This window comes from Lachnospira eligens (genome assembly GCF_009680455.1).
Taxonomy (GTDB): domain Bacteria; phylum Bacillota; class Clostridia; order Lachnospirales; family Lachnospiraceae; genus Lachnospira; species Lachnospira eligens_A.
On sequence record NZ_WKRD01000011.1, the window covers coordinates 33,449 to 52,279 of the forward strand.

Here is an 18,831-nt window from a genome sequence, read left to right on the forward strand (position 1 = left end):
TACATAATTCATTATTGACAATTACAACAGCTCATATATATTTACGATCTGCTTCTTTGTCATCTTATACTGCCTCCACTTTGATTTCATCCCATCAATTTGTTCTTTTGAAATTCTATTTTCTTCCTTCATTTTCATAATCTCACATAAAATTTCAACAAAATCATTGGCATCAGATACTTTAATTAAAATCTGTTTAATGTCACGTAAATTTTGTACCGTAAACAAAATTTCTGAACTATGTTTTTCGTTTACTTCATACTGTACGCTCTGTTCTAAATTTAATGCTTTTTTCCCTATTTTCCTCGAGAAAATTGTTTGTCCATATGCTGTTTTCCATATATATACCTTTACATACATGTCTGCTCGTTTCGGTTTATCTTCTCTTATCTCCTTTAGTGTTATCTCTCCAAAAGGAAGACACTCTATACTTTCTCCTATTTTCAATGTTGCCATTTTCTCATTATTAAATAGCTTATATTTTTTATCGCTATTGAGGAAATCACACTTTTCATCCATCATTTGCTCTACAAGGTATTCAAATAATGAATAGTCTTGTACTCCCCTTAACTCTATTGGAATCCAATCTTTGCCGTTTAGAGCACCAGCCAATCCACCAACCATGGATGCCAATGTATCTGTATCTGCATTACTTAAGTTCGCAGTCTCATATATTGCCATTGTAGGATCATCCGCATACTTAGAAAATAAATAGATTGAAACTACCGCTGAGACATTCCCCGCACCATTTATTTTCGAATTATAACATCCCAATTTTTGAAGAGTATCATCTCTTAAATCCAAAATGCCTTGATTTAATGCTTCTTTTGCAATTTTTAAATAATTTATTGTTTCTATTACACATTCATTCCACATTCGGTCATAATCATATTGTGCATATCTTTCAGCTTCACTTTTCCATATAGCAATATTGTTCACCTCTGGAAGTTTACTCCATTGTTTCTCTTCTATTAATACATCTATCAATTCTCCATAACTTAACACAACATCCTGTTGTATCAATGTTCTCACTGCCATCGCATATAACATAGCCCCTATCAATGCTCGTGGATGTCCATGAGTATACATTCCATTTAAAACAACTTGTTCCATGATTTTTTCGGCATTTTCTTCATTTCTAAATATATGTGGAAGGATTCTCATTGCAACTCCATTTCCACCAGCCATAAAGTAATCCTTTATTTCTAAAGGTGAATTGCTTTTCTCATCCCACGGAGATATATTGTTAGCCCACTTTTGTGCCGCCCTCTTGGTTGCTCCTCCGCCTCCTCTTTCATACTTCAACCACGCTGGTAATTCTGCTTGGCGAAAAAAATTACTCCATTGGCGACCTCTTAATAAACTTCTAGCAGTGGCAATAATTAGTTGTGTATCATCACTATATTCACCCGCACAAATTTTTTCTTCATGTGGCCAGTATTTTCCGCCTGCACGACGATTCCACTCCACATATGTTCTTATGCTATTTCTATTCTTTCTAATGTTTTTACTATTTTGTTCATTTGGCCACCCCAATGCGTCACCTATTGCTGCTCCAATTAACGCCCCTGTATATTTTTCCTTTTTAGAACAACTCATTTTTTTCCTCCCTATATGGTCTTACTACTGGTTCTACTCCACTTCTTATTTTTCCACTTGTTGATACATCAAATAATTCTGGTGAAATAAACACATCGATTTTAGGAAATCCCATTACCTTCCATTCAACTATTTTTTGTCTTGCAATTTTCTCATTTTCAAATACTATTCCTTTAATCATTGATACTGGAATACTCTCATAAACTAACACTTCTGCTTGATCATCTGTAGGTGCATTCTGTAACATATCAATTGTCCTATTTTGCCTTCCTACATTTGCTGAAAACATTTCTCGAAATGCTTCTACTCCTTTATAAATATATGCACCATAGCGAGTAGCTGCATTAACCTTACAAAATTGTGTCGTTTCAATAGTAGCAACTATAGGATCAATAAATAGGATTGCCCAATCTGAAAATATAGGGTTATTATCTTTTACTCTACGTAAGTACCACCAATTGGGATATTGGACAGAACAATTAATATATTCCGTTTTGCCATCTAATCGCAATTTATCATTTTGAATCAAAACATCTTGATTTATAAAATCAACAGCTTTAACACCTTCATTGTTGTTCAATATATGTAAAAGTACATTTGTATGAACAAAATGACATAGCCTAGTTATATTTCTTTTTCTAATTTCCTCATATATTTCATCTATCATTTTAATTCCCTCTCATCATACAACGATTCATCTACTTCTAACAATAGCTCTGTTTTTTCTGCAGTATACGATAATATTAATCCTCTTTTTGCTCTTGTTATAGCTACATATAATAATTTTGCTTCTTCCTTTAATGCTTCGTCTCTGCCCTCATTTGCTAAAATTCTTTCTTCTGATGGCAGATATTTCACAGAACAAAAAGGTAAAAATACCATATCGAATTCTAATCCCTTAGCTGAATGAAAAGTTCCTATTGAAATTTTTGCATTTAAATCCAATACTCCCATCCGATTTTTCAGAATTTGTGGAATAATCTTTTTTGTTCTCAACTTTTCCTCTACTAAATCAACTAGTTCTCGGTTTCTAACCAAAATTGCAATGCTCTGATTTCCAGACATTCTTATCGCCGTCTCTACTATCCACTCTAACTCCGTCTCTTCATCTTTGCATTTTACAATTGCAGGCAATGGAGACGATGCTGTAGGTAATACTGGTTCTACCAAATCCTGCTTATCTTCAAAATATTTTGATTTTGAAATAGCTACTGCAAATTTAGCAATTTCTTTACTATTTCTATAATTACGATCAAAATACCATATCTTATTTTTTACTATTTTTAATCCAGCTTCTCTCCACGACAATCGTGATCCATAAATTTGTTGTGCAACATCACCAAAAAAAGTAAATGTTCCATCCTCCGGAATAGCTTTAACAAGTGACTTAAGCATTATAGGTGATAAATCCTGTCCTTCATCCACTATAATATGCTTATACATTCTCTTTTCCGTATCATTATCTAGTTCTTCGTATACTGTTTGTGCTATATCTTCCCAATCATATAAATACCCTTCCTCTTTTCTTACCTCAAGATATGCCTTATATACTTGAAAAAAATATTTCCTATTTTCTCTTATTATCCGCGTATCAAAGCGTCCAACACGTTCAACTTTCTCATATTCATCAAGTGTTTTTATTCCCATTTTTTCAATCCAATTTATCTCTTCTAGAAAAACTTCTTCTGATCTTTTTAATGTACTATTAGTTCCATTCTCTGCTTTCACCTTTTCCAATGCTCTTCTTACAAACAGTTGCTTTTTATTATCGCCATCTTCCATTCCCGAAACTATACCATTCCATCTCGGCATCTTGTTCCTATGTGCTAAATATCCTCTTGCAAACTTGTGATAATTTCTAACATCAATGTTTCTAGGAATTTCTGAGCCAACTATAGCCTCTAAATATTTTACAAGTGTCGTATTAAAAGTAACTAACAACACTCTTTCCTTATCATCCAAAGTGGCAAGATAAATTGCTCTATAAATAGCTAATGTTGTTTTTCCACTACCAGCTGTACCCAAAACAACATTATGTCCTTCTGGTTTTAAATCTAATACCTCTAATTGTTTTCCTCTCGGCTGTGATAATGCCATATTTTACCTCCATATATTTATTCATACTATAACACACTTAATGATTTCTTTATACTCCACCAAGTATTTTGAATACTTGGTCTCTTATATCACTATAATCCCCTCCCCCCATTTTTGTCACATATATCTTCTATGCCACGTGCAAAATACTTTTCATTATCTTATAAAAAATAATTGACACAAACTTCCCTAAACACTTCTGCTTTGTTTTTAAAATCATTTATTATTTTATAAACTAATTTTAGTTTTGCACAAATCATACATTTTCTTTTCATCTCAAACTAATCTTTAACTATTTTAGTTTCCATATACCTCTCTTTCCTCAGCCACCATCAACACATCATTTTTTTCTTGCATATATGTGTATCCGGCTTTTCTAAAATCCACAACCTTTTCTTCTCCCATATCATTATTATCTGTCCAAAGTTCACACTGTGTCATAACAGTCTGAACTGCATCCTCCATACCTTCAGGCGGATACTTATGTTTTTTCAGCAGTTTCTTTATAAGCATACGCATTTTTGCTCTTGCCGATTCTCTCTTCTGCCAGTCAATTGTTTTGTTTCTTCGGAGAGTGTCTGCAAGTTCTTTTGTAATTGCTATCAGTTCTTCATTTTCATAGAAATCCTTTATTGCCTGTGGCTTCGTCAATGCATCATAGAAGGCAAGCTCGTCAGCAGTAAGCCCAAGCTGGTCACCTTCCTTTTTGGCTGCTGCAATCTGTTTTGCAAGATTCAGCATTTCCTCAATAACTTCTTCATTTGTCAACATACCATTAAGATACGCATTAAGCGAACGCTGCATAATTTCACTAAACTTCTCAGATTTAACTACATTAGTTCTGCGATATACTGAAACCTGTTCTGCAATCAATTTTTTCAGAAGTTCAACCGCGAGATTCTTTTCTTTCATATTGGCAACTTCTTCAAGAAACTTCGGGTCAAACAGTGAAAATTCTTCTTTGATATCTGAGAAAAGATTGATAACTCCATCACTCTTGATACTCTGCTTTAAAAGCTCATTTATTCTTGTATTCATTTCTGGAAGAGAAATCTTCTTCCCAACTCCTGTATTAGTCAGTCTAAGGACAAGAACACGCACTGATTCAAAGAATGCTGCTTCAAATCGACTGTCTTCATCAACCAGAGAAGAGCAAAGAGACAATGCCTGATGCAGCATAAGTGCTTCTTTTACAAATGAGCCCTTATCATCCACTTTCTCTCTGTCCATAATAAAGTTGACTGCACCACTGATAGTTTTTGCTCTTTCAAGGTCTGTTCCACCTGTAAACTTCGAGTAATCATATCCGTGAAACATATCCCGACAAACTGAAAGCTTTTCCAAGAACTTCGGATATGCTACCTTTGCGACATCAGTATCACCATAATTCTTTTTATCACGAGAAGTATAATCGTTCATTGCCTGTTTCAATGCAGAAGCAATTCCAACATAATCTACAACAAGTCCGCCTTCTTTATCACGAAATACACGATTTACACGAGCTATAGCCTGCATAAGATTATGTCCAGACATTGGTTTATAAACATACATAGTTGCAAGTGAAGGAACATCAAAGCCTGTCAGCCACATATCAACGACAATTGCTATCTTCATAGGGCTGTTATTATCTTTGAATTTCTTAGCAAGTTCATCCTTATGATGTTTATTGCCAATAATCTTTCTCCACTCTTCCGGATCATTATTACCAGAAGTCATAACAACTCCAACTTTCTCTGTCCATGCAGGACGAAGTTCTAAGATACGCTTGTATATCTTCATCGCAATAGGACGAGAGTAAGCAACAATCATTGCCTTTCCTGTTAAAAGATTCTCTCTGTTATTCTCATAATGGTCAAGAATATCACAGACAAGGGAATTGATAGTATTATCATTGCCAAGAACAGCTTCCATCTTACCAAGTTCACGCTTGCTTTTCTCAACTACTTCTCCATCAGCATTTTCAGCCATAACATCATATTCACTATCAATCAACCTAAGAGTATCTTCATCAAGGTTAAGCTTGATAACTCGGCTCTCGTAATAAACAGGTCTTGTTGCTCCATCCTCAACCGCCTGTGTCATATCATAAATATCAATATAATCACCAAATACTTCACGAGTGCTGCGGTCTTTTGATGAAATAGGAGTACCAGTAAATCCGATATATATAGCATTAGGCAGAGTATTTCTGATAATTCGTGCCGTTCCAATTTTTATCTTACCGGTTTTGGCATCAACAGTTTCTGTCAGTCCATATTGTCCTCTGTGTGCTTCATCCGCCATAACTATAATGTTGTTTCGCTCCGACAAAGCTTCGTGAGATTCTTCAAACTTCTGCATTGTAGTAAAAATAATACCATTTGCCTGTCTGCCGGCAAGCAAAGACTTTAAGTTTTCTCTGCTTTCAGCATGTATCGGCTCTTGTCTTAAGAATTCTTTACACTTTGCAAATTGCCCATAAAGCTGATCATCAAGATCATTTCTATCGGTAATAACAACTATCGTTGGACTATCCAATGCTTCCTGCAACAAATGTGCATAGAATACCATAGAAAGTGACTTACCACTTCCTTGTGTATGCCAGAACACGCCACCCTTACCATCCGTAACAGTAGCATGTTTTGTGGATTCAATCGCTTTTCTAACTGCAAAATACTGGTGATATCCTGCAAGAATTTTGAATGCATTTATACCCTCATTTGAAAAACAAATGAAGTTCTTTATAATATCAAGCAGTCGTTCTTTCTTGAACATTCCCTCAAAGAAAGTATCAAACTGTGCAAACTGTGTATTCTCATAATCTCCATCTTTCGTTTTCCATTCCATAAAGCGGTCTTCACCTGAAGTGATTGTACCTGCCTTAGATGTCAACTGATCGCTCATAACGCAGATAGCATTATAAATAAACATAGATGGGATTTCCTGCATATAATTACGAAGCTGTCTGTATGCTTCAGAAGCGTCCGTTTCTTCTCGCGAAGGGGATTTCAACTCAACCAATACAACCGGTAAGCCATTTAAAAAGAGAATTACATCCGGACGCTTATTACTATTTTCAATGAGAGTCCACTGATTCGCTATGATAAATGAATTATTGTCATGATTTTTGTAGTCAACAAGATAAACGATAGAGGAACGCTCCTCACCATCCACAAAATATCTTACCGGAATTCCATTTTGCAGATAGTCCATAAAAGCAGCATTTTTCTGCACAAGTTCTCCATTTTCAAAGTTTTTAAGCTTAAATAAGGCATCCTGAATAGCATCATCAGGCAGGCCTCTGTTCAAACGATACAGAGAATCAAGCAGAACTTCCTCATATAGCGGATTGTAAAAATCTCTTTCTATATCCGGACCATAAACATATTCATAGCCTAAATCATTTCTAAATAGCTCTATAACTGAATTTTCATAATTAGCTTCCGTATAATTAGCTGACACTTTATTCACCTCTCTCATCCGTTGCTGTAATAAAATCTTCAACCATTTGGTTTAATAATGTCACAATCTGTTCTGCCTTTTGCTTCGCGGTATCCCTAGATTGACATTTTTTTAAATAATATCCTGTAATAGACATATTTATTTTGCTGAGTATTGGATTACGCTTATACCAATCAACAGTAAAATGCTCTTTTATTATGTTTAATACTTCCCTAACATCTTCTTCACCAATAATATCTTTAAATTGATCATCGAAATTATCAAGAATGTATTGTTCAAGTTCCGGTTGTTTTACACCTATATCCTGCTTATTGCTTGCAGACTCTTCTTCATATTTTGTAAAATCTGTAACAGGATTAACCAGATTACGATTTGCATATTTTATGTAACTTAATTGATGCTCTAATTCAGGAAACAAAGTAGCCTCATTTATGTTATACAGATCTAGTTCCTTTAAAATATTTTCTTTATCTTCTCCTGAAATATAAAAACATGTATCGCTAAATTCTTCTTTTAGTTTTCCCTTTGCTTTTGATATAACAGAATTCTTGACTTCATTCTCTTTATTAAAAGAAAATAGGCTTGTCAGTAAAAATACTCCACTTTGCTTTCTCAATCTTTCATTTGTATAAGTTGGCATTACCATGTAGTTATTTTGTATTATTTTTACAAACTCTCCGTAATTTACTAACCAATTATCCTTTGTTCTTTCGTCTATAATCCGATCATGATATAGTCTTTCAAGAACATCAGACAAAGTATTTTCTTTTTCCAAATCATAACTCGCCAAGGCAGACACGATTTGAATTTCAGTATCTGTGGATTGAGATGAGTAGTATTTGTCCGTGTAATAAATCACTCCATATGGTTCTTTTTCCACTTCTCCATCTTCTGTAACGTATTTTACTGTACCATGCTTTTTACATGCGAAGTAGAGTGCAACCAACGGATTCGTAGTCAAATCCAAAAGACGAGTACACATCCCATAATGCTGGTACTTAGTCATAATATCAAACATCGAATTCAAGTCCCTAAATTCTGTTGGTGACTTCTGCAATGGTATCTGCATCAATTTATGTTCAATACTCAGCATATCATCTCTAAATATACTCGGCTCAATATCCCAAAATTCAGTCTCCTGACCCCTGAAATACAATTCAGTGGAAGTTCCGTCTTGAGCTTCCTTCGTCTCTTTTACCTGTCTTATCATTTCAATAAAAGAACTAACTGAATCAATCAATGTTATATTAGATTCATCAATTTCTTTATATGCCACTTTATCTACTCCTTTGCAAACTAAACGATTATCCTTTGAAGTGTTTTGGCTAGCAGTGCACCACCTGCCAAATTAGCGCTCATAGTATATAAAATATCAAAAATTACACTTACGAATTCTTTCACTTTACTTCCCATGGCGTCATCTCCCTTCGCTTTTATTACTATCTTGACAACAGATACAGTAAATAAGACTACAAGCGATGAAATAGCAATTGGTGCAACTAACCCTTGCACTGCAAGCCAAAACACTTCAAAGTATGGTAAACAATAATTTAGAGCAGCAAGCTCAGGCGATATTCAAAGAATGGTTTATAGACAATCCCGAAAACAATGAATGGTCAACAGGAACATTCTCTGAACTTATTAAATCAACTTTAAATGGCGATTGGGGAAAAGAAGCACCAACAGGCAATAATACTGAAAAGGTTTATTGCATCAGAGGTGCAGATATTCCCGAAGTCAAAGCAGGCAATAAAGGCAAAATGCCCACAAGGTATATTCTTCCTAAAAACTTTGCCGCAAAACAACTTGCAGCCGGTGACATTGTTGTTGAAATTTCAGGAGGTAGTCCTACTCAATCAACCGGAAGATGTACAGCTATAACTCAATCATTACTCGATCGTTATGATAGTGGTATGGTTTGCACAAATTTCTGTAAGGCAATGAAGCCAAAAGAAGGATACAGTCTGTTTATCTACTATTATTGGCAATACCTGTATGGTAAAGGTGTCTTTTTCTCTTATGAAAACGGCACAACAGGTATTAAGAACCTTGATTTTTCAGGTTTTATCGAAACGGAAACTATTTTAATTCCGCCAGTAGATAAAATTATAGCATTTGACGATTATTGCAAATCAATTTTTAATCAGATTTTTGCCAATGGCAAGCAAAACGAACATCTTGCTGTACTTCGAGATACTCTTTTGCCAAAGTTGATGTCTGGCGAGCTTGATGTCTCCGACATGGACCTTTAAGCCGCTAAATTATTGTTTATTGCTCTGTTGTTTTTAATCTTTTCATCTATTTTTCGTAAAACGGAAGATATTCTCTTTTGTTCACCAATTTCTGGCAACTCAAAAGTGTATTCCCTCATTTGCTTTAAAGAAATGTTTTTTATTGTTGTTCCTGTTGCATTGCTCTCAAGATACTGCTTAAATGTCGGCGATGAAACGATATAATATATAAAATCTTTGTCCACAGATTCTTTAACATTAAAATAGCAGGCACTTTTTCCAAGAATTATTTTTTCTGAGCCATATACGCCAACATTACCCAAGGTTCCGTTTATGGAAACTAGAATTGTTCTATTTGTTAATGGTTTCTTATACTTATCATATTGGCTATAATCAACCCTTTTTGTTTCTTTTTTTATTAGTATTTCACCATCTACGAGGTTATTTCCATTGACAAATGCGTATTCTCCATTTTCTGTATATTTAGGTGTTCCATGTAGTCCGTCTCCCAAAATATCAGTACATTCTTCCAAGGTAGTGGTTATCCATTCAGCCATAATATTTTCCTCTCTATCCAATGTATTTTCGGTGGGCAATCTTAACATTGCTCTGTTTGACCATTGCGTATTGCAAGGTCGTATCTATCTTTCTATGCCCCAAAAGCTGTTGAAGCTGCTCAATAGGCATTCCTTTATCTATCGCCACAGTTGCAAGTGTACGCCTGAACTTGTGCGGGTGTACCTTGTTAATTCCTAATTGCTTTCCAAATTGTCTCAGACGAACTTCAACGCCGCCGATTTTTAACCTTTTGTGAGGCGATTTCAGCGAAACAAACAATGCCGGATTATCGTCCGTTCTACTATCCAAGTAGTTCTGCAAATGTATCTTTGTACGAGCGTCAAAATAGACCACTCGTTCCTTACTACCTTTACCGAACACGATACATTCTCTTTCATTGAAATCAATATCATCTCTGTTGAGCAGTACCATTTCGCCAACACGCATACCCGTTGAAGCAAGCATATCAATAATCGCCAAGTCTCGAAGCTCTGTGCAGTTATCCCTCATAAGCTCCAACACTTCATCGGAGTATGTCTCCTTAATGTTAGTACCAGTTTTTACTCTGTGTATTCGTCTGACTGGGCTTTTCAGTATGTAATCTTCATCCTCTAACCAAGAGAAAAAGCTGGATAAGATACGGCGGATATTATCTATAGTAACCTTACTTGACTTCTTCTTTTCTTGATATTCTGTCAGGTATCCGCGTATATCGTCTGTTACTATGTGTTTAACATCTTTTTGAAGTTCATCAAGCATGGCTTCAATAGTTGCCTTATAGTATTTAAGAGATTTCTCAGAGCAGCCCTCTATTCGCTTTGCTGATATAAATAATTCTATATAGTTCTGCTCCGAGTATTTCTCTTTGTTTTGATTTCCTGTTACCTCATACTTTGCAAGAGTGTATCGCAACACCTCTTGCAGTTTTTCATTTTGTGCATTATTCAGGTAAGGTAACATTCCCAGAATAACATCTTTGATTAAATCCTGTTTCACAGTCAATTCTCCTTTGAAATATTTTTAGAGAACGACTATGGGGCGGAAGTCCCCTGATATTAACTCCCGCCACCCACGGAAGTTATGGGATATGTTATAAACAATAATTTAGTGGCTTAAATCTTGATGTTTGAAACATCAAACTCACCAGACATCAGTTTAGGTAAAAGAGTGTCTCGCATTTGCTTTAATGCTTCGTTTTCTTGGCAATTTGCAAATATTTTTTTTGTAATGTTTCGAGCAATACTATCAAATATTTCTATATCTTCTTTTGAAGCAACATAGATAGAATGTTTGATTATATGAGTTACCTTAATACTTGGTTGAACAGAACCAATATTGTATGCTACTAAGTCGTTTTTTATGTAATTCAGATATTGATACAAGTAGAGTGGTGATATATCTTTTGTTCTAAATCCTACAACATTTTGAGCAATGCAGCCTATAGTTCCTAGAAAGATTTTCATTTCAGCCAAACTACCTACAGTTGAAATGAGAATATCATATTCTTTAGGGTGTCCACTTCTGAACCAATTATTGTATGTCTCTTTGGAAACGTATTTAGTACAGTTGGTGTAATCAATTATTCTTGAATTACTGGATAATGCTCTAACATCTATTATTGGATAGTCTGTTGGTTCGTCAGATAATGGTGGTGTTTTCCCTCTGTTATCGACACTTTCAATTAAGTCGCCTAATTTAATGTCACTATTATCAAGAGAATCTATAGAATGACCAAACATATTTACGAATAAGGCACTTAATTGTTCCTCTAAATTATTGTTTATCGTAGAATTCAGTTCTATTTTTTCATCTAAGCTCCTCAAAACACTTGCTATTTTTCTTTGAGTATCTATATCAAATATCGGCACTTCATATTGCATTATTGAAGTCTTATCGCCTCTTGGCATTTTTGTGCCTTTTGAAGTTGCCATTGAATAGGCAAAAAAATCATCATTAGCAAGTATATAGTAGAGGAAATCTCCATCTATGTTTGAATTTCCTTGAAATACTAAAACATCATTTGAACAACCACCATCACATTTCGCTTGCCATATTTTCTTAAAATATGGTCTGATGTTAGATACAAGGATATCTCCTTTTTTATATTCCTGAGTTAACTGAACTGTGGGAAGAGAGCTTGCCTCCGTAACCCCTCCTTTATTTGGCAACATATTTTCAGTAGATATATATGTTTTCAAGGTAAGTTTTGACACATCAACTTTCCCCTTACGAAAAACGCAAATATCCGACAACTTACATTTCATACCCAATCGCCCCCAATTTCTTACGAATTTCTTCTTCCAATTCATGAGACTTTGCAAACATATCTGAAAGCTCTGATGTAAGGCGTGTCATCTTTTCTTCAAATGGTTCTCCATCATCCGGAGTTTCTTCAATACCAACATATCTGCCCGGTGTAAGAATAAAGTCCTGCTTTTCGATTTCATTAAGATCTGCTATAGCACAGAATCCTTTCACATCTTCAAGCTTACCATCTTGAAATGCTGTAAATGTACCAGACAACTTCTGAATATCTTCATCGGTAAAATCTCTATGCTTGCGGTCAACCATATAACCCATCTTGCGGGCATCTATAAATAAAGTTTTACCTTTCTGCTTTTTGTTCTTAGAAATAAACCAAAGTGTAACCGGAATTGTAACGCTATAAAATAACTGCGTAGGAAGTGCAACGATACCTTCCACAAGATCAGCCTGAATAATATTCTTTCTGATTTCTCCCTCACCACTAGACTGAGATGATAAAGCTCCATTAGCAAGCACAAGACCGATTTTTCCATTCGGTGCAAGATGATGTATCATATGCTGAATCCACGCATAGTTGGCATTTCCTGCTGGCGGCGTTCCATATTTCCATCTAACATCATCTTTTAACTTGTCTTGTCCCCAGTTTGAAAGATTGAAGGGCGGATTTGCCATAATAAAATCAGCTTTAAGCGTTTTATGTAAATCATTGAAAAATGTATCTGCCTGATAAGGTCCAAAATCTGCATCGATACCGCGAATAGCCATATTCATTTTTGCCATCTTCCAAGTATCTGCATTAGACTCCTGACCATAAACTGCAATTTCGCCACGCTTACCACTATGTGCCTGAATAAACTTTGCACTCTGAACAAACATACCACCTGAACCACAACATGGGTCATATACACGACAATTTTTGAATGGTTTCAAAATAGCAACGATTGTTTTAACGATACTTGCAGGAGTATAGAATTCGCCACCCTTAACACCTTCATATGCTGCAAACTGCTGAATACAATACTCATATGTTCTGCCAAGAAGGTCTTTGCTTTCTTCTGTATCGCCCATATCCATATTGGTGAAAAGATCAACAACCTCGCCTAATACTCGCTTATCCAAATCTGGACTTGCATAATTCTTTGGAAGCACATTTTTAAGAGTTGTATTTTCCTTTTCAATAGCTCTCATTGCCTCGTCGATAACAGTACCGATTTCTGGAGTATGTGCTGCGGAAGCAATCTTGCTCCAACGGGCATCCTCCGGTACAAAGAAAATATTATCTTCTGCATATGCATCCTTATCATCTTCAAAGCCATCACCCTCTTCAACAAGCTGTTGATAGCGTTTTTCAAATGCACTTGATATGTAACGCAGAAAAATAAGTCCTACGATAACCTTTCTGTATTCTGCTGCTGGAATGTGTCCCCAAAGAACACAAGCCGCATCCCATATTTGTTTTTCAAATCCAATATTAGCATTATTTTGAACTGCCATTTATAAATTCCTTTCTATTAGCACCTTGCTATATTTATCTGTACATGTTTCTTCATTTTGCAATATCACTATCGTTCTATTTCCACAATATCATCAAAGCCACATTTCAATTCAACACATATCCTAGCTAAAATATCTAACGATACTTGTTGGTCGTTGTTCATTTTGGTAAATGTACTTGGTGCTATCTGTGTTTTCTTTCTTAATTCAGTTTTCGTCATATCCTTATCAATTAACAACTTCCATAAAGGTTTATAAGTTATTTTTACTTGATTTTCTGACATGTTATTTCCTCCGATTATCACGTCAAATAGTCTTTTATTTTAGTCTTATTATATCATTTGTTTTTCACTCATGCAATTTTAACTTTTGAGTTCTCGAAATTAAGAATATAATTTGTAACCAAACATAAAAACAAAAAGCTCGCAAATGCCCATTTTACTAGGCTTTGCGAGCTTTTGAAAATTATTCAAACTCTTGGGCAGAATGATTTATCTGGCTGTTTCTTGGTACACATTTGTTCATTTCATTCTTCATATTCATCTTATTTTTCACCTTTGTGTACCTCGTCTAGAATTTTTAGAGCCAAAATGGAGCCATTTCAAACTCATCATATAGTATTATTTGTAGGTTCCAAACATCAAGAAATATTTTCAATATCCTTTTCAATATCCCTTATTTCACGCTTCATTATTCTATGAAACTGTATTTCAACAAAATTTTCATCTTTATCAGACAAGTCCATCTGATATATGTCTGATAAAATAGCTTTCTTATCTTCCAATTTTAAAGCATCTAGATTGGGAATATACTTAGTCTCGTGCAATGCCATATGCATTTCCGCATATGTCCTAACAAATCTCTTTATTTTAATTTTACCTTCTAATTTATATCGTTTAATCAATTTTTGCACAACATCATCTAAATGAAAAAGTAAACTTAAATCTGTTATTTGAGAATAGAAAAATAGCCAACCATACTTGTGTTTTTCAAGAATAAAACCTGTAATCTTCAAATTTAATTTCCATTGTAAATATCCAATATTTTCTTTTTTTATTGTTCTAAACAATTCTTCTAAAGATTGTTCTATTTTTAATACACTACTTTTCCTTACCGTTACTTCACTATCATTTAAAACGTAACCTAAATATTCAAATGATTTTGTTACAAATCCCTCATCTTTCTTTTCGTTTAATTCCAATCCAAGTTTTTTTATATCATCACATATATTTTTCTTTACATCAAAATATTTATCTTCATTAACCAATATTAATATGTCATCAACATATCTGTAATATGATATGTAATCAAGTTTTCCATATTTTGTGTCAATATCCTGCATATATATGTTAGCCAAAGTATTTGAAATAGGCAATCCCTCAGGAACCCCTCTTGTCCTTTCTCCCTTTACAGTCTTTTCCTTTATAGGATAAAGCAGTGCCTCTGTTCTAATCGCGTTCCAAATAATTGAAATAATTTCAGTTTTATGTATTTTTCTTTTTATTATTCTAATCAACTTATCTTGATTTATTGAGCCATAAAATGATTTCACATCCAACTTTATAAAATGTGTGTACAATGAAATTTTTTTAGAAATATCATCTATAACAAGTTGCGGCATCATGGTCTTACATTTATCTCCATATACCCCCACCAACAATTCATTTAACACTGATGCTGTTAACTTATCTCTTAGAGTTGGTACACAAATTGCTCTAGGCGGTTTAAACGGTCCTTTCGTAAATAAAAGTTGCTTATATCTTGTAAAATGATAAGATCCATTCATAGATTTTCGGATAATAATTTCAATATTCTCATTCAAATTTTGTTCAAATTTTCGAGGTGACACTTTATCCAATCCGACAGAAGGCTTATCTTTTACCTTTTCTTCATAATGTTCAATAAGATGTTTTCTGGTAAATAATTTTTTCCATAAGTACGATGCCTGCATCTATAACACTCCACATATCCAATATAAAACTACTGGCAATAATATAACACATATTTTTAAAAGTAACCGCCAAGCTACATTACAATAATATCTGCGCCTTACAAATTTCCATTTCTTATCTCTATATTCGCCAGAACTACCATGAACTGTCTCATAATAATCAAATGATATATGATTACTACTTGAATCTAGTAAGTCGCAATACTTATTATATATGTTCTTAATTGACTCTACATCATCAATATCAATACTCTTTAATTCAAATTCAAGTTTTTGTAACTCCGTATAATTTTTCCTATATTCTCTAGCATGCTCTAAATATTTTTGTCCATTCAAATATAAAATAACAATAAGCAATGATATTGTCATAAATACTGTCATCAAACTTAACTTCTCATTACTATTCAATAATGAAAGTATAGAAAATATAATTGTAACACATGAATAATAAATGTTAATCCCCTGAAAAAATGCTTCTTTGTTTATTAATCTCTTTTCAGCATTAACTCTCGAAATTCTTGTTGTCCATATTTGATCTGGTAAATTTTCATATTTTTCCAATTTATACCCTCCTAAAAAAGTATTAGGGTCTCTATATACTAAGTGCAACACCTTCATAAGAAAGCCTATGAAATCTTTACAGATTGTTAATTACGTTATCTCCTAAGCGGAAATCATAACTTGCGTTATAAACCCTAATACAATATTATTTTATCACATCATACTATTATTCTCAATCCATCCTTCCCATTATCTTGTCCCATAAGACCTGTCATACCGCCTTATCTGCTGTTCTGTACGCTCCTGTTCCCTTACCTTACGAATAATCGTATCAATCTGCTCTGCACCAGCATATCTCTTCACACGCCCCAGATCATCAGCCTTTTCCTGCAACAGCTCTGTCCTATCACTCATATCCTTAATCTTACCCTTGTAAAACTCCACATCATCTGACAGTCTCTTCTTTTCCTTCCGAAGCTGTAATACTTCCTCTTTTAGCCTTACGCATTGGATTGTCAGGTTCTTTATCAAGGTCTTAAGTTTATTCACAAATGGCATTACCACCTTATCCCGAAATGACTTAGCACTTGCAAATGCTCCTGATTCCGGCAATTGCCACTCCGGTGCTTCATCATACTTCCTTACATCACGCTGTAATAACTGCTCCGACTGCACCATCTGCTCTATATGGCTCTTAAGCTCATTCTGTTGCTTTTCAAGCTGCACATTATTCTGTTGCAAATCATTGTATTTCTGTCTTAATGCCTGATTATCAGATTTCAATGAATCATTCCTTTGCTCCAGAGTGTGATTGTCAGCAGATAACTAATCATTCACATTCTTCAATTTACTATTCGTATATTGTAAATCTTCATGCCTTTGTTCCAGTTCTTCATTATCGGTCTGCAACTGTAGATGCTTTTGCTTCAAATCATGATTATCCATACGAAGTCTATCTTTGCAACTCCCAACTCTTTGTACCAATTATTACATTATCAACACTTTTGTCGGCATGCAACACAAACCTTTGATTAGGATATCCAAATTCTTCAATCAGCTCGCCCTCTTCAAATCCAAATTTCTTATATAATTTTCTAGGTGCAATTCCTTTAACATCATTTTCTCTAAATGTAGACACAGTTATATCTTTATCTCTGTCAAGCTTATCAATTGCTTCTCTTAAAAGAAGCGAAGCAATTCCCCTTTTTCGATAAGCCGGATCAACAGCCAAACAACATATCATATTATACTTCCTTGAATATAAAAGTACGCCAACAATCTCTTGTTCGTTCTTCACGCACAAAGCACGTTTGTCATTCATGAATTTCAGTACTATTATTTTGTGTTCATCTATACTCTGCTCTGTCTCTAATCCTGGAAAATTCCAACTTACTTTTCTCACTAATCGCATCCATGAATCAATATCTGATGTTCTGCCAAATTCTACCTTCATATTTTCTATCATTGACTATCTCCTCAAATCTGCTTTGAAACAAAATGTACAATTTCTTTCCCTGGCTCAAGAATATATGGTATCAACTCCAAAGGATATACCTTAGTACCTTTCTTTAAATCCTCTAGCGGAACCCAGCAGAAATCCAAATCAATTCTCTCATTATCCAGCTCATCATATCCATGAAACACTCTATCTAATGGAATATTATCATCCATCAGATGTACATTATAATATAAGCATATCTGATGACAGGGTCTTTTTCCCCATGGAAAATAAATTTCTCCGATTGCTAACAGATTATCTACCTCTATCTTAGCATGAAGCTCTTCTTCAAATTCCCGTTTAAGAGTTTCCATACTTGTCTCCATAGCCGCAACATGTCCGCCAATAATGGCATAATCATCATTCTTCGGACGCTGTAACAAGATTTTACCATTATGTTTCAATATACCGCCAACTCTGTATGAAAATACAAAATCATCATTTTTAAATAAAATATCCACTTAACCACCTCCAACCTGTTCATAAAACTTGTAGTAAAAATATATTTATAAGATCATAAATTTCCTGTTGCAAATGTATCTTTCTCACATATAAGGTAAATGTCTTTATTCATTTTCCCCTCAAAATATTGTTTCAAATTCATATTGGAATTCCACTTGTCCTGCGGATAAAAGCCATACCTTTTCTTTACGTCATTCATCCTATTTTCTATATCAAGAACTCCTTCCGCTCCTGCCAAACAATCGCACAATTGAATTAACCGGTCATATTCATCATATATGGTCTTTGCTAATTCAGTTTTTATAATTGTCAATTCTTCATCTGTAACATCAAATTTTCCGATGTATTCATCTATCGTATGATTATTAAAAGAATGGGTTAAACATATCTTTGCTACTTCATCATATCCCAATGATTTCATATATACGTATCCATCATAAACATGTCCAAGATGTCTTACACCAAATTTTCTTCCTATATCATGTAGTAAACCTAATATATATGCTTTCTCAACATCCATATCACCACATGCACCTGCTATTTTTTCTGCACAGTGTGCTGCTGTTAAACAATGTTTTCCCCAAGGTCCCGGATTAAATAATAACCCATCACGAATTAACTTCAGTGCTTCTTCTCTTGTTGGCAACATAGCTTGTACCTTCTTCCTTTTTTATTTACCTTTTCAAAACTGATAACTTCATTACTCTCCCCACAAATAGAGCCAAACCAGAGCC

17 protein-coding genes are annotated in these 18,831 nt (G+C 34.4%); 1 reads left to right on the forward strand and 16 read right to left on the reverse strand.

Going from position 1 to position 18,831, the window contains the following annotated elements; all coding sequences use genetic code 11:
* Window positions 1-21: 21 nt before the first annotated feature.
* The 5 genes from GKE48_RS12980 to GKE48_RS13000 all read right to left on the reverse strand — a co-directional run bounded on the left by GKE48_RS12980 (window position 22) and on the right by GKE48_RS13000 (window position 8,413).
* On the reverse strand, window positions 22-1,599 hold the full coding sequence (locus GKE48_RS12980) for an ADP-ribosylglycohydrolase family protein (protein WP_154301261.1): 1,578 nt from the start codon (window positions 1,597-1,599) through the stop codon (window positions 22-24).
* Window positions 1,586-2,266, reverse strand: coding sequence for a DarT ssDNA thymidine ADP-ribosyltransferase family protein (locus GKE48_RS12985; RefSeq protein WP_154301262.1), 681 nt, complete (start codon window positions 2,264-2,266; stop codon window positions 1,586-1,588). The genes GKE48_RS12980 and GKE48_RS12985 overlap by 14 nt, the downstream gene beginning before the upstream one ends.
* Window positions 2,263-3,696, reverse strand: a complete 1,434-nt coding sequence (locus GKE48_RS12990) for a 3'-5' exonuclease (RefSeq protein ID WP_154301263.1) — start codon at window positions 3,694-3,696, stop codon at window positions 2,263-2,265. The genes GKE48_RS12985 and GKE48_RS12990 overlap by 4 nt, the downstream gene beginning before the upstream one ends.
* Window positions 3,697-3,993: 297 nt before the next feature.
* The gene (locus GKE48_RS12995; protein WP_330583139.1) at window positions 3,994-7,137 is read right to left on the reverse strand and encodes a type I restriction endonuclease subunit R; all 3,144 of its coding nucleotides are present in this window, start codon (window positions 7,135-7,137) and stop codon (window positions 3,994-3,996) included.
* Between the two features lies 1 nt (window position 7,138).
* Entirely contained in the window at window positions 7,139-8,413 is a 1,275-nt protein-coding gene (locus GKE48_RS13000) for an FRG domain-containing protein (RefSeq protein ID WP_154301265.1), read from the reverse strand.
* 259 nt (window positions 8,414-8,672) lie between these two features.
* On the opposite strand from GKE48_RS13000, the gene GKE48_RS13005 reads away from it, so the two are divergent.
* Window positions 8,673-9,389 carry a restriction endonuclease subunit S gene (locus tag GKE48_RS13005; RefSeq protein WP_154301266.1) on the forward strand — a complete coding sequence of 239 codons (717 nt, stop codon included), beginning with the start codon at window positions 8,673-8,675 and terminating at the stop codon, window positions 9,387-9,389.
* Here the strand turns inward: GKE48_RS13005 and GKE48_RS13010 are convergent.
* The 11 genes from GKE48_RS13010 to GKE48_RS13060 all read right to left on the reverse strand — a co-directional run bounded on the left by GKE48_RS13010 (window position 9,386) and on the right by GKE48_RS13060 (window position 18,746).
* The gene (locus tag GKE48_RS13010; RefSeq protein ID WP_154301267.1) at window positions 9,386-9,925 is read right to left on the reverse strand and encodes a restriction endonuclease subunit S; all 540 of its coding nucleotides are present in this window, start codon (window positions 9,923-9,925) and stop codon (window positions 9,386-9,388) included. The two genes, GKE48_RS13005 and GKE48_RS13010, sit on opposite strands and share 4 nt — an antisense overlap.
* A gap of 13 nt (window positions 9,926-9,938) precedes the next feature.
* Window positions 9,939-10,922: a site-specific tyrosine recombinase/integron integrase gene (gene xerA / locus GKE48_RS13015; RefSeq protein WP_330583140.1), complete on the reverse strand. Its 984-nt coding sequence runs from the start codon at window positions 10,920-10,922 to the stop codon at window positions 9,939-9,941.
* Window positions 10,923-11,038: 116 nt separating this feature from the next.
* Entirely contained in the window at window positions 11,039-12,139 is a 1,101-nt protein-coding gene (locus GKE48_RS13020) for a restriction endonuclease subunit S (protein ID WP_330583141.1), read from the reverse strand.
* A 40-nt stretch (window positions 12,140-12,179) separates the two neighbouring features.
* Window positions 12,180-13,685, reverse strand: coding sequence for a type I restriction-modification system subunit M (locus tag GKE48_RS13025; protein ID WP_154301269.1), 1,506 nt, complete (start codon window positions 13,683-13,685; stop codon window positions 12,180-12,182).
* Window positions 13,686-13,753: 68 nt separating this feature from the next.
* Window positions 13,754-13,969: a helix-turn-helix domain-containing protein gene (locus GKE48_RS13030; RefSeq protein ID WP_015560982.1), complete on the reverse strand. Its 216-nt coding sequence runs from the start codon at window positions 13,967-13,969 to the stop codon at window positions 13,754-13,756.
* 356 nt (window positions 13,970-14,325) lie between these two features.
* Window positions 14,326-15,636, reverse strand: a complete 1,311-nt coding sequence (locus GKE48_RS13035) for a reverse transcriptase domain-containing protein (RefSeq protein WP_154301270.1) — start codon at window positions 15,634-15,636, stop codon at window positions 14,326-14,328.
* Window positions 15,637-16,197, reverse strand: coding sequence for an SLATT domain-containing protein (locus GKE48_RS13040; RefSeq protein WP_173016946.1), 561 nt, complete (start codon window positions 16,195-16,197; stop codon window positions 15,637-15,639). It lies immediately after the preceding gene.
* A 189-nt stretch (window positions 16,198-16,386) separates the two neighbouring features.
* On the reverse strand, window positions 16,387-16,920 hold the full coding sequence (locus GKE48_RS13045) for a hypothetical protein (RefSeq protein WP_154301272.1): 534 nt from the start codon (window positions 16,918-16,920) through the stop codon (window positions 16,387-16,389).
* 169 nt (window positions 16,921-17,089) lie between these two features.
* Window positions 17,090-17,602: a GNAT family N-acetyltransferase gene (locus tag GKE48_RS13050; RefSeq protein WP_154301273.1), complete on the reverse strand. Its 513-nt coding sequence runs from the start codon at window positions 17,600-17,602 to the stop codon at window positions 17,090-17,092.
* An 11-nt stretch (window positions 17,603-17,613) separates the two neighbouring features.
* Window positions 17,614-18,096 carry an NUDIX hydrolase gene (locus GKE48_RS13055; RefSeq protein ID WP_330583142.1) on the reverse strand — a complete coding sequence of 161 codons (483 nt, stop codon included), beginning with the start codon at window positions 18,094-18,096 and terminating at the stop codon, window positions 17,614-17,616.
* A 53-nt stretch (window positions 18,097-18,149) separates the two neighbouring features.
* Window positions 18,150-18,746 carry an HD domain-containing protein gene (locus tag GKE48_RS13060; RefSeq protein WP_154301274.1) on the reverse strand — a complete coding sequence of 199 codons (597 nt, stop codon included), beginning with the start codon at window positions 18,744-18,746 and terminating at the stop codon, window positions 18,150-18,152.
* Window positions 18,747-18,831 lie beyond the last annotated feature (85 nt).

Bases quoted from the DNA above. Each gene is read 5' to 3' on its own strand.
- GKE48_RS12980 (WP_154301261.1), bottom strand. From the start codon at position 1,599: ATGAGTTGTTCTAAAAAGGAAAAATATACAGGGGCGTTAATTGGAGCA.
- GKE48_RS12985 (WP_154301262.1), bottom strand. From the start codon at position 2,266: ATGATAGATGAAATATATGAGGAAATTAGAAAAAGAAATATAACTAGG.
- GKE48_RS12990 (WP_154301263.1), bottom strand. From the start codon at position 3,696: ATGGCATTATCACAGCCGAGAGGAAAACAATTAGAGGTATTAGATTTA.
- GKE48_RS13005 (WP_154301266.1), top strand. From the start codon at position 8,673: ATGGTAAACAATAATTTAGAGCAGCAAGCTCAGGCGATATTCAAAGAA.
- GKE48_RS13010 (WP_154301267.1), bottom strand. From the start codon at position 9,925: ATGGCTGAATGGATAACCACTACCTTGGAAGAATGTACTGATATTTTG.
- GKE48_RS13025 (WP_154301269.1), bottom strand. From the start codon at position 13,685: ATGGCAGTTCAAAATAATGCTAATATTGGATTTGAAAAACAAATATGG.
- GKE48_RS13030 (WP_015560982.1), bottom strand. From the start codon at position 13,969: ATGTCAGAAAATCAAGTAAAAATAACTTATAAACCTTTATGGAAGTTG.
- GKE48_RS13035 (WP_154301270.1), bottom strand. From the start codon at position 15,636: ATGCAGGCATCGTACTTATGGAAAAAATTATTTACCAGAAAACATCTT.
- GKE48_RS13050 (WP_154301273.1), bottom strand. From the start codon at position 17,602: ATGATAGAAAATATGAAGGTAGAATTTGGCAGAACATCAGATATTGAT.
- GKE48_RS13060 (WP_154301274.1), bottom strand. From the start codon at position 18,746: ATGTTGCCAACAAGAGAAGAAGCACTGAAGTTAATTCGTGATGGGTTA.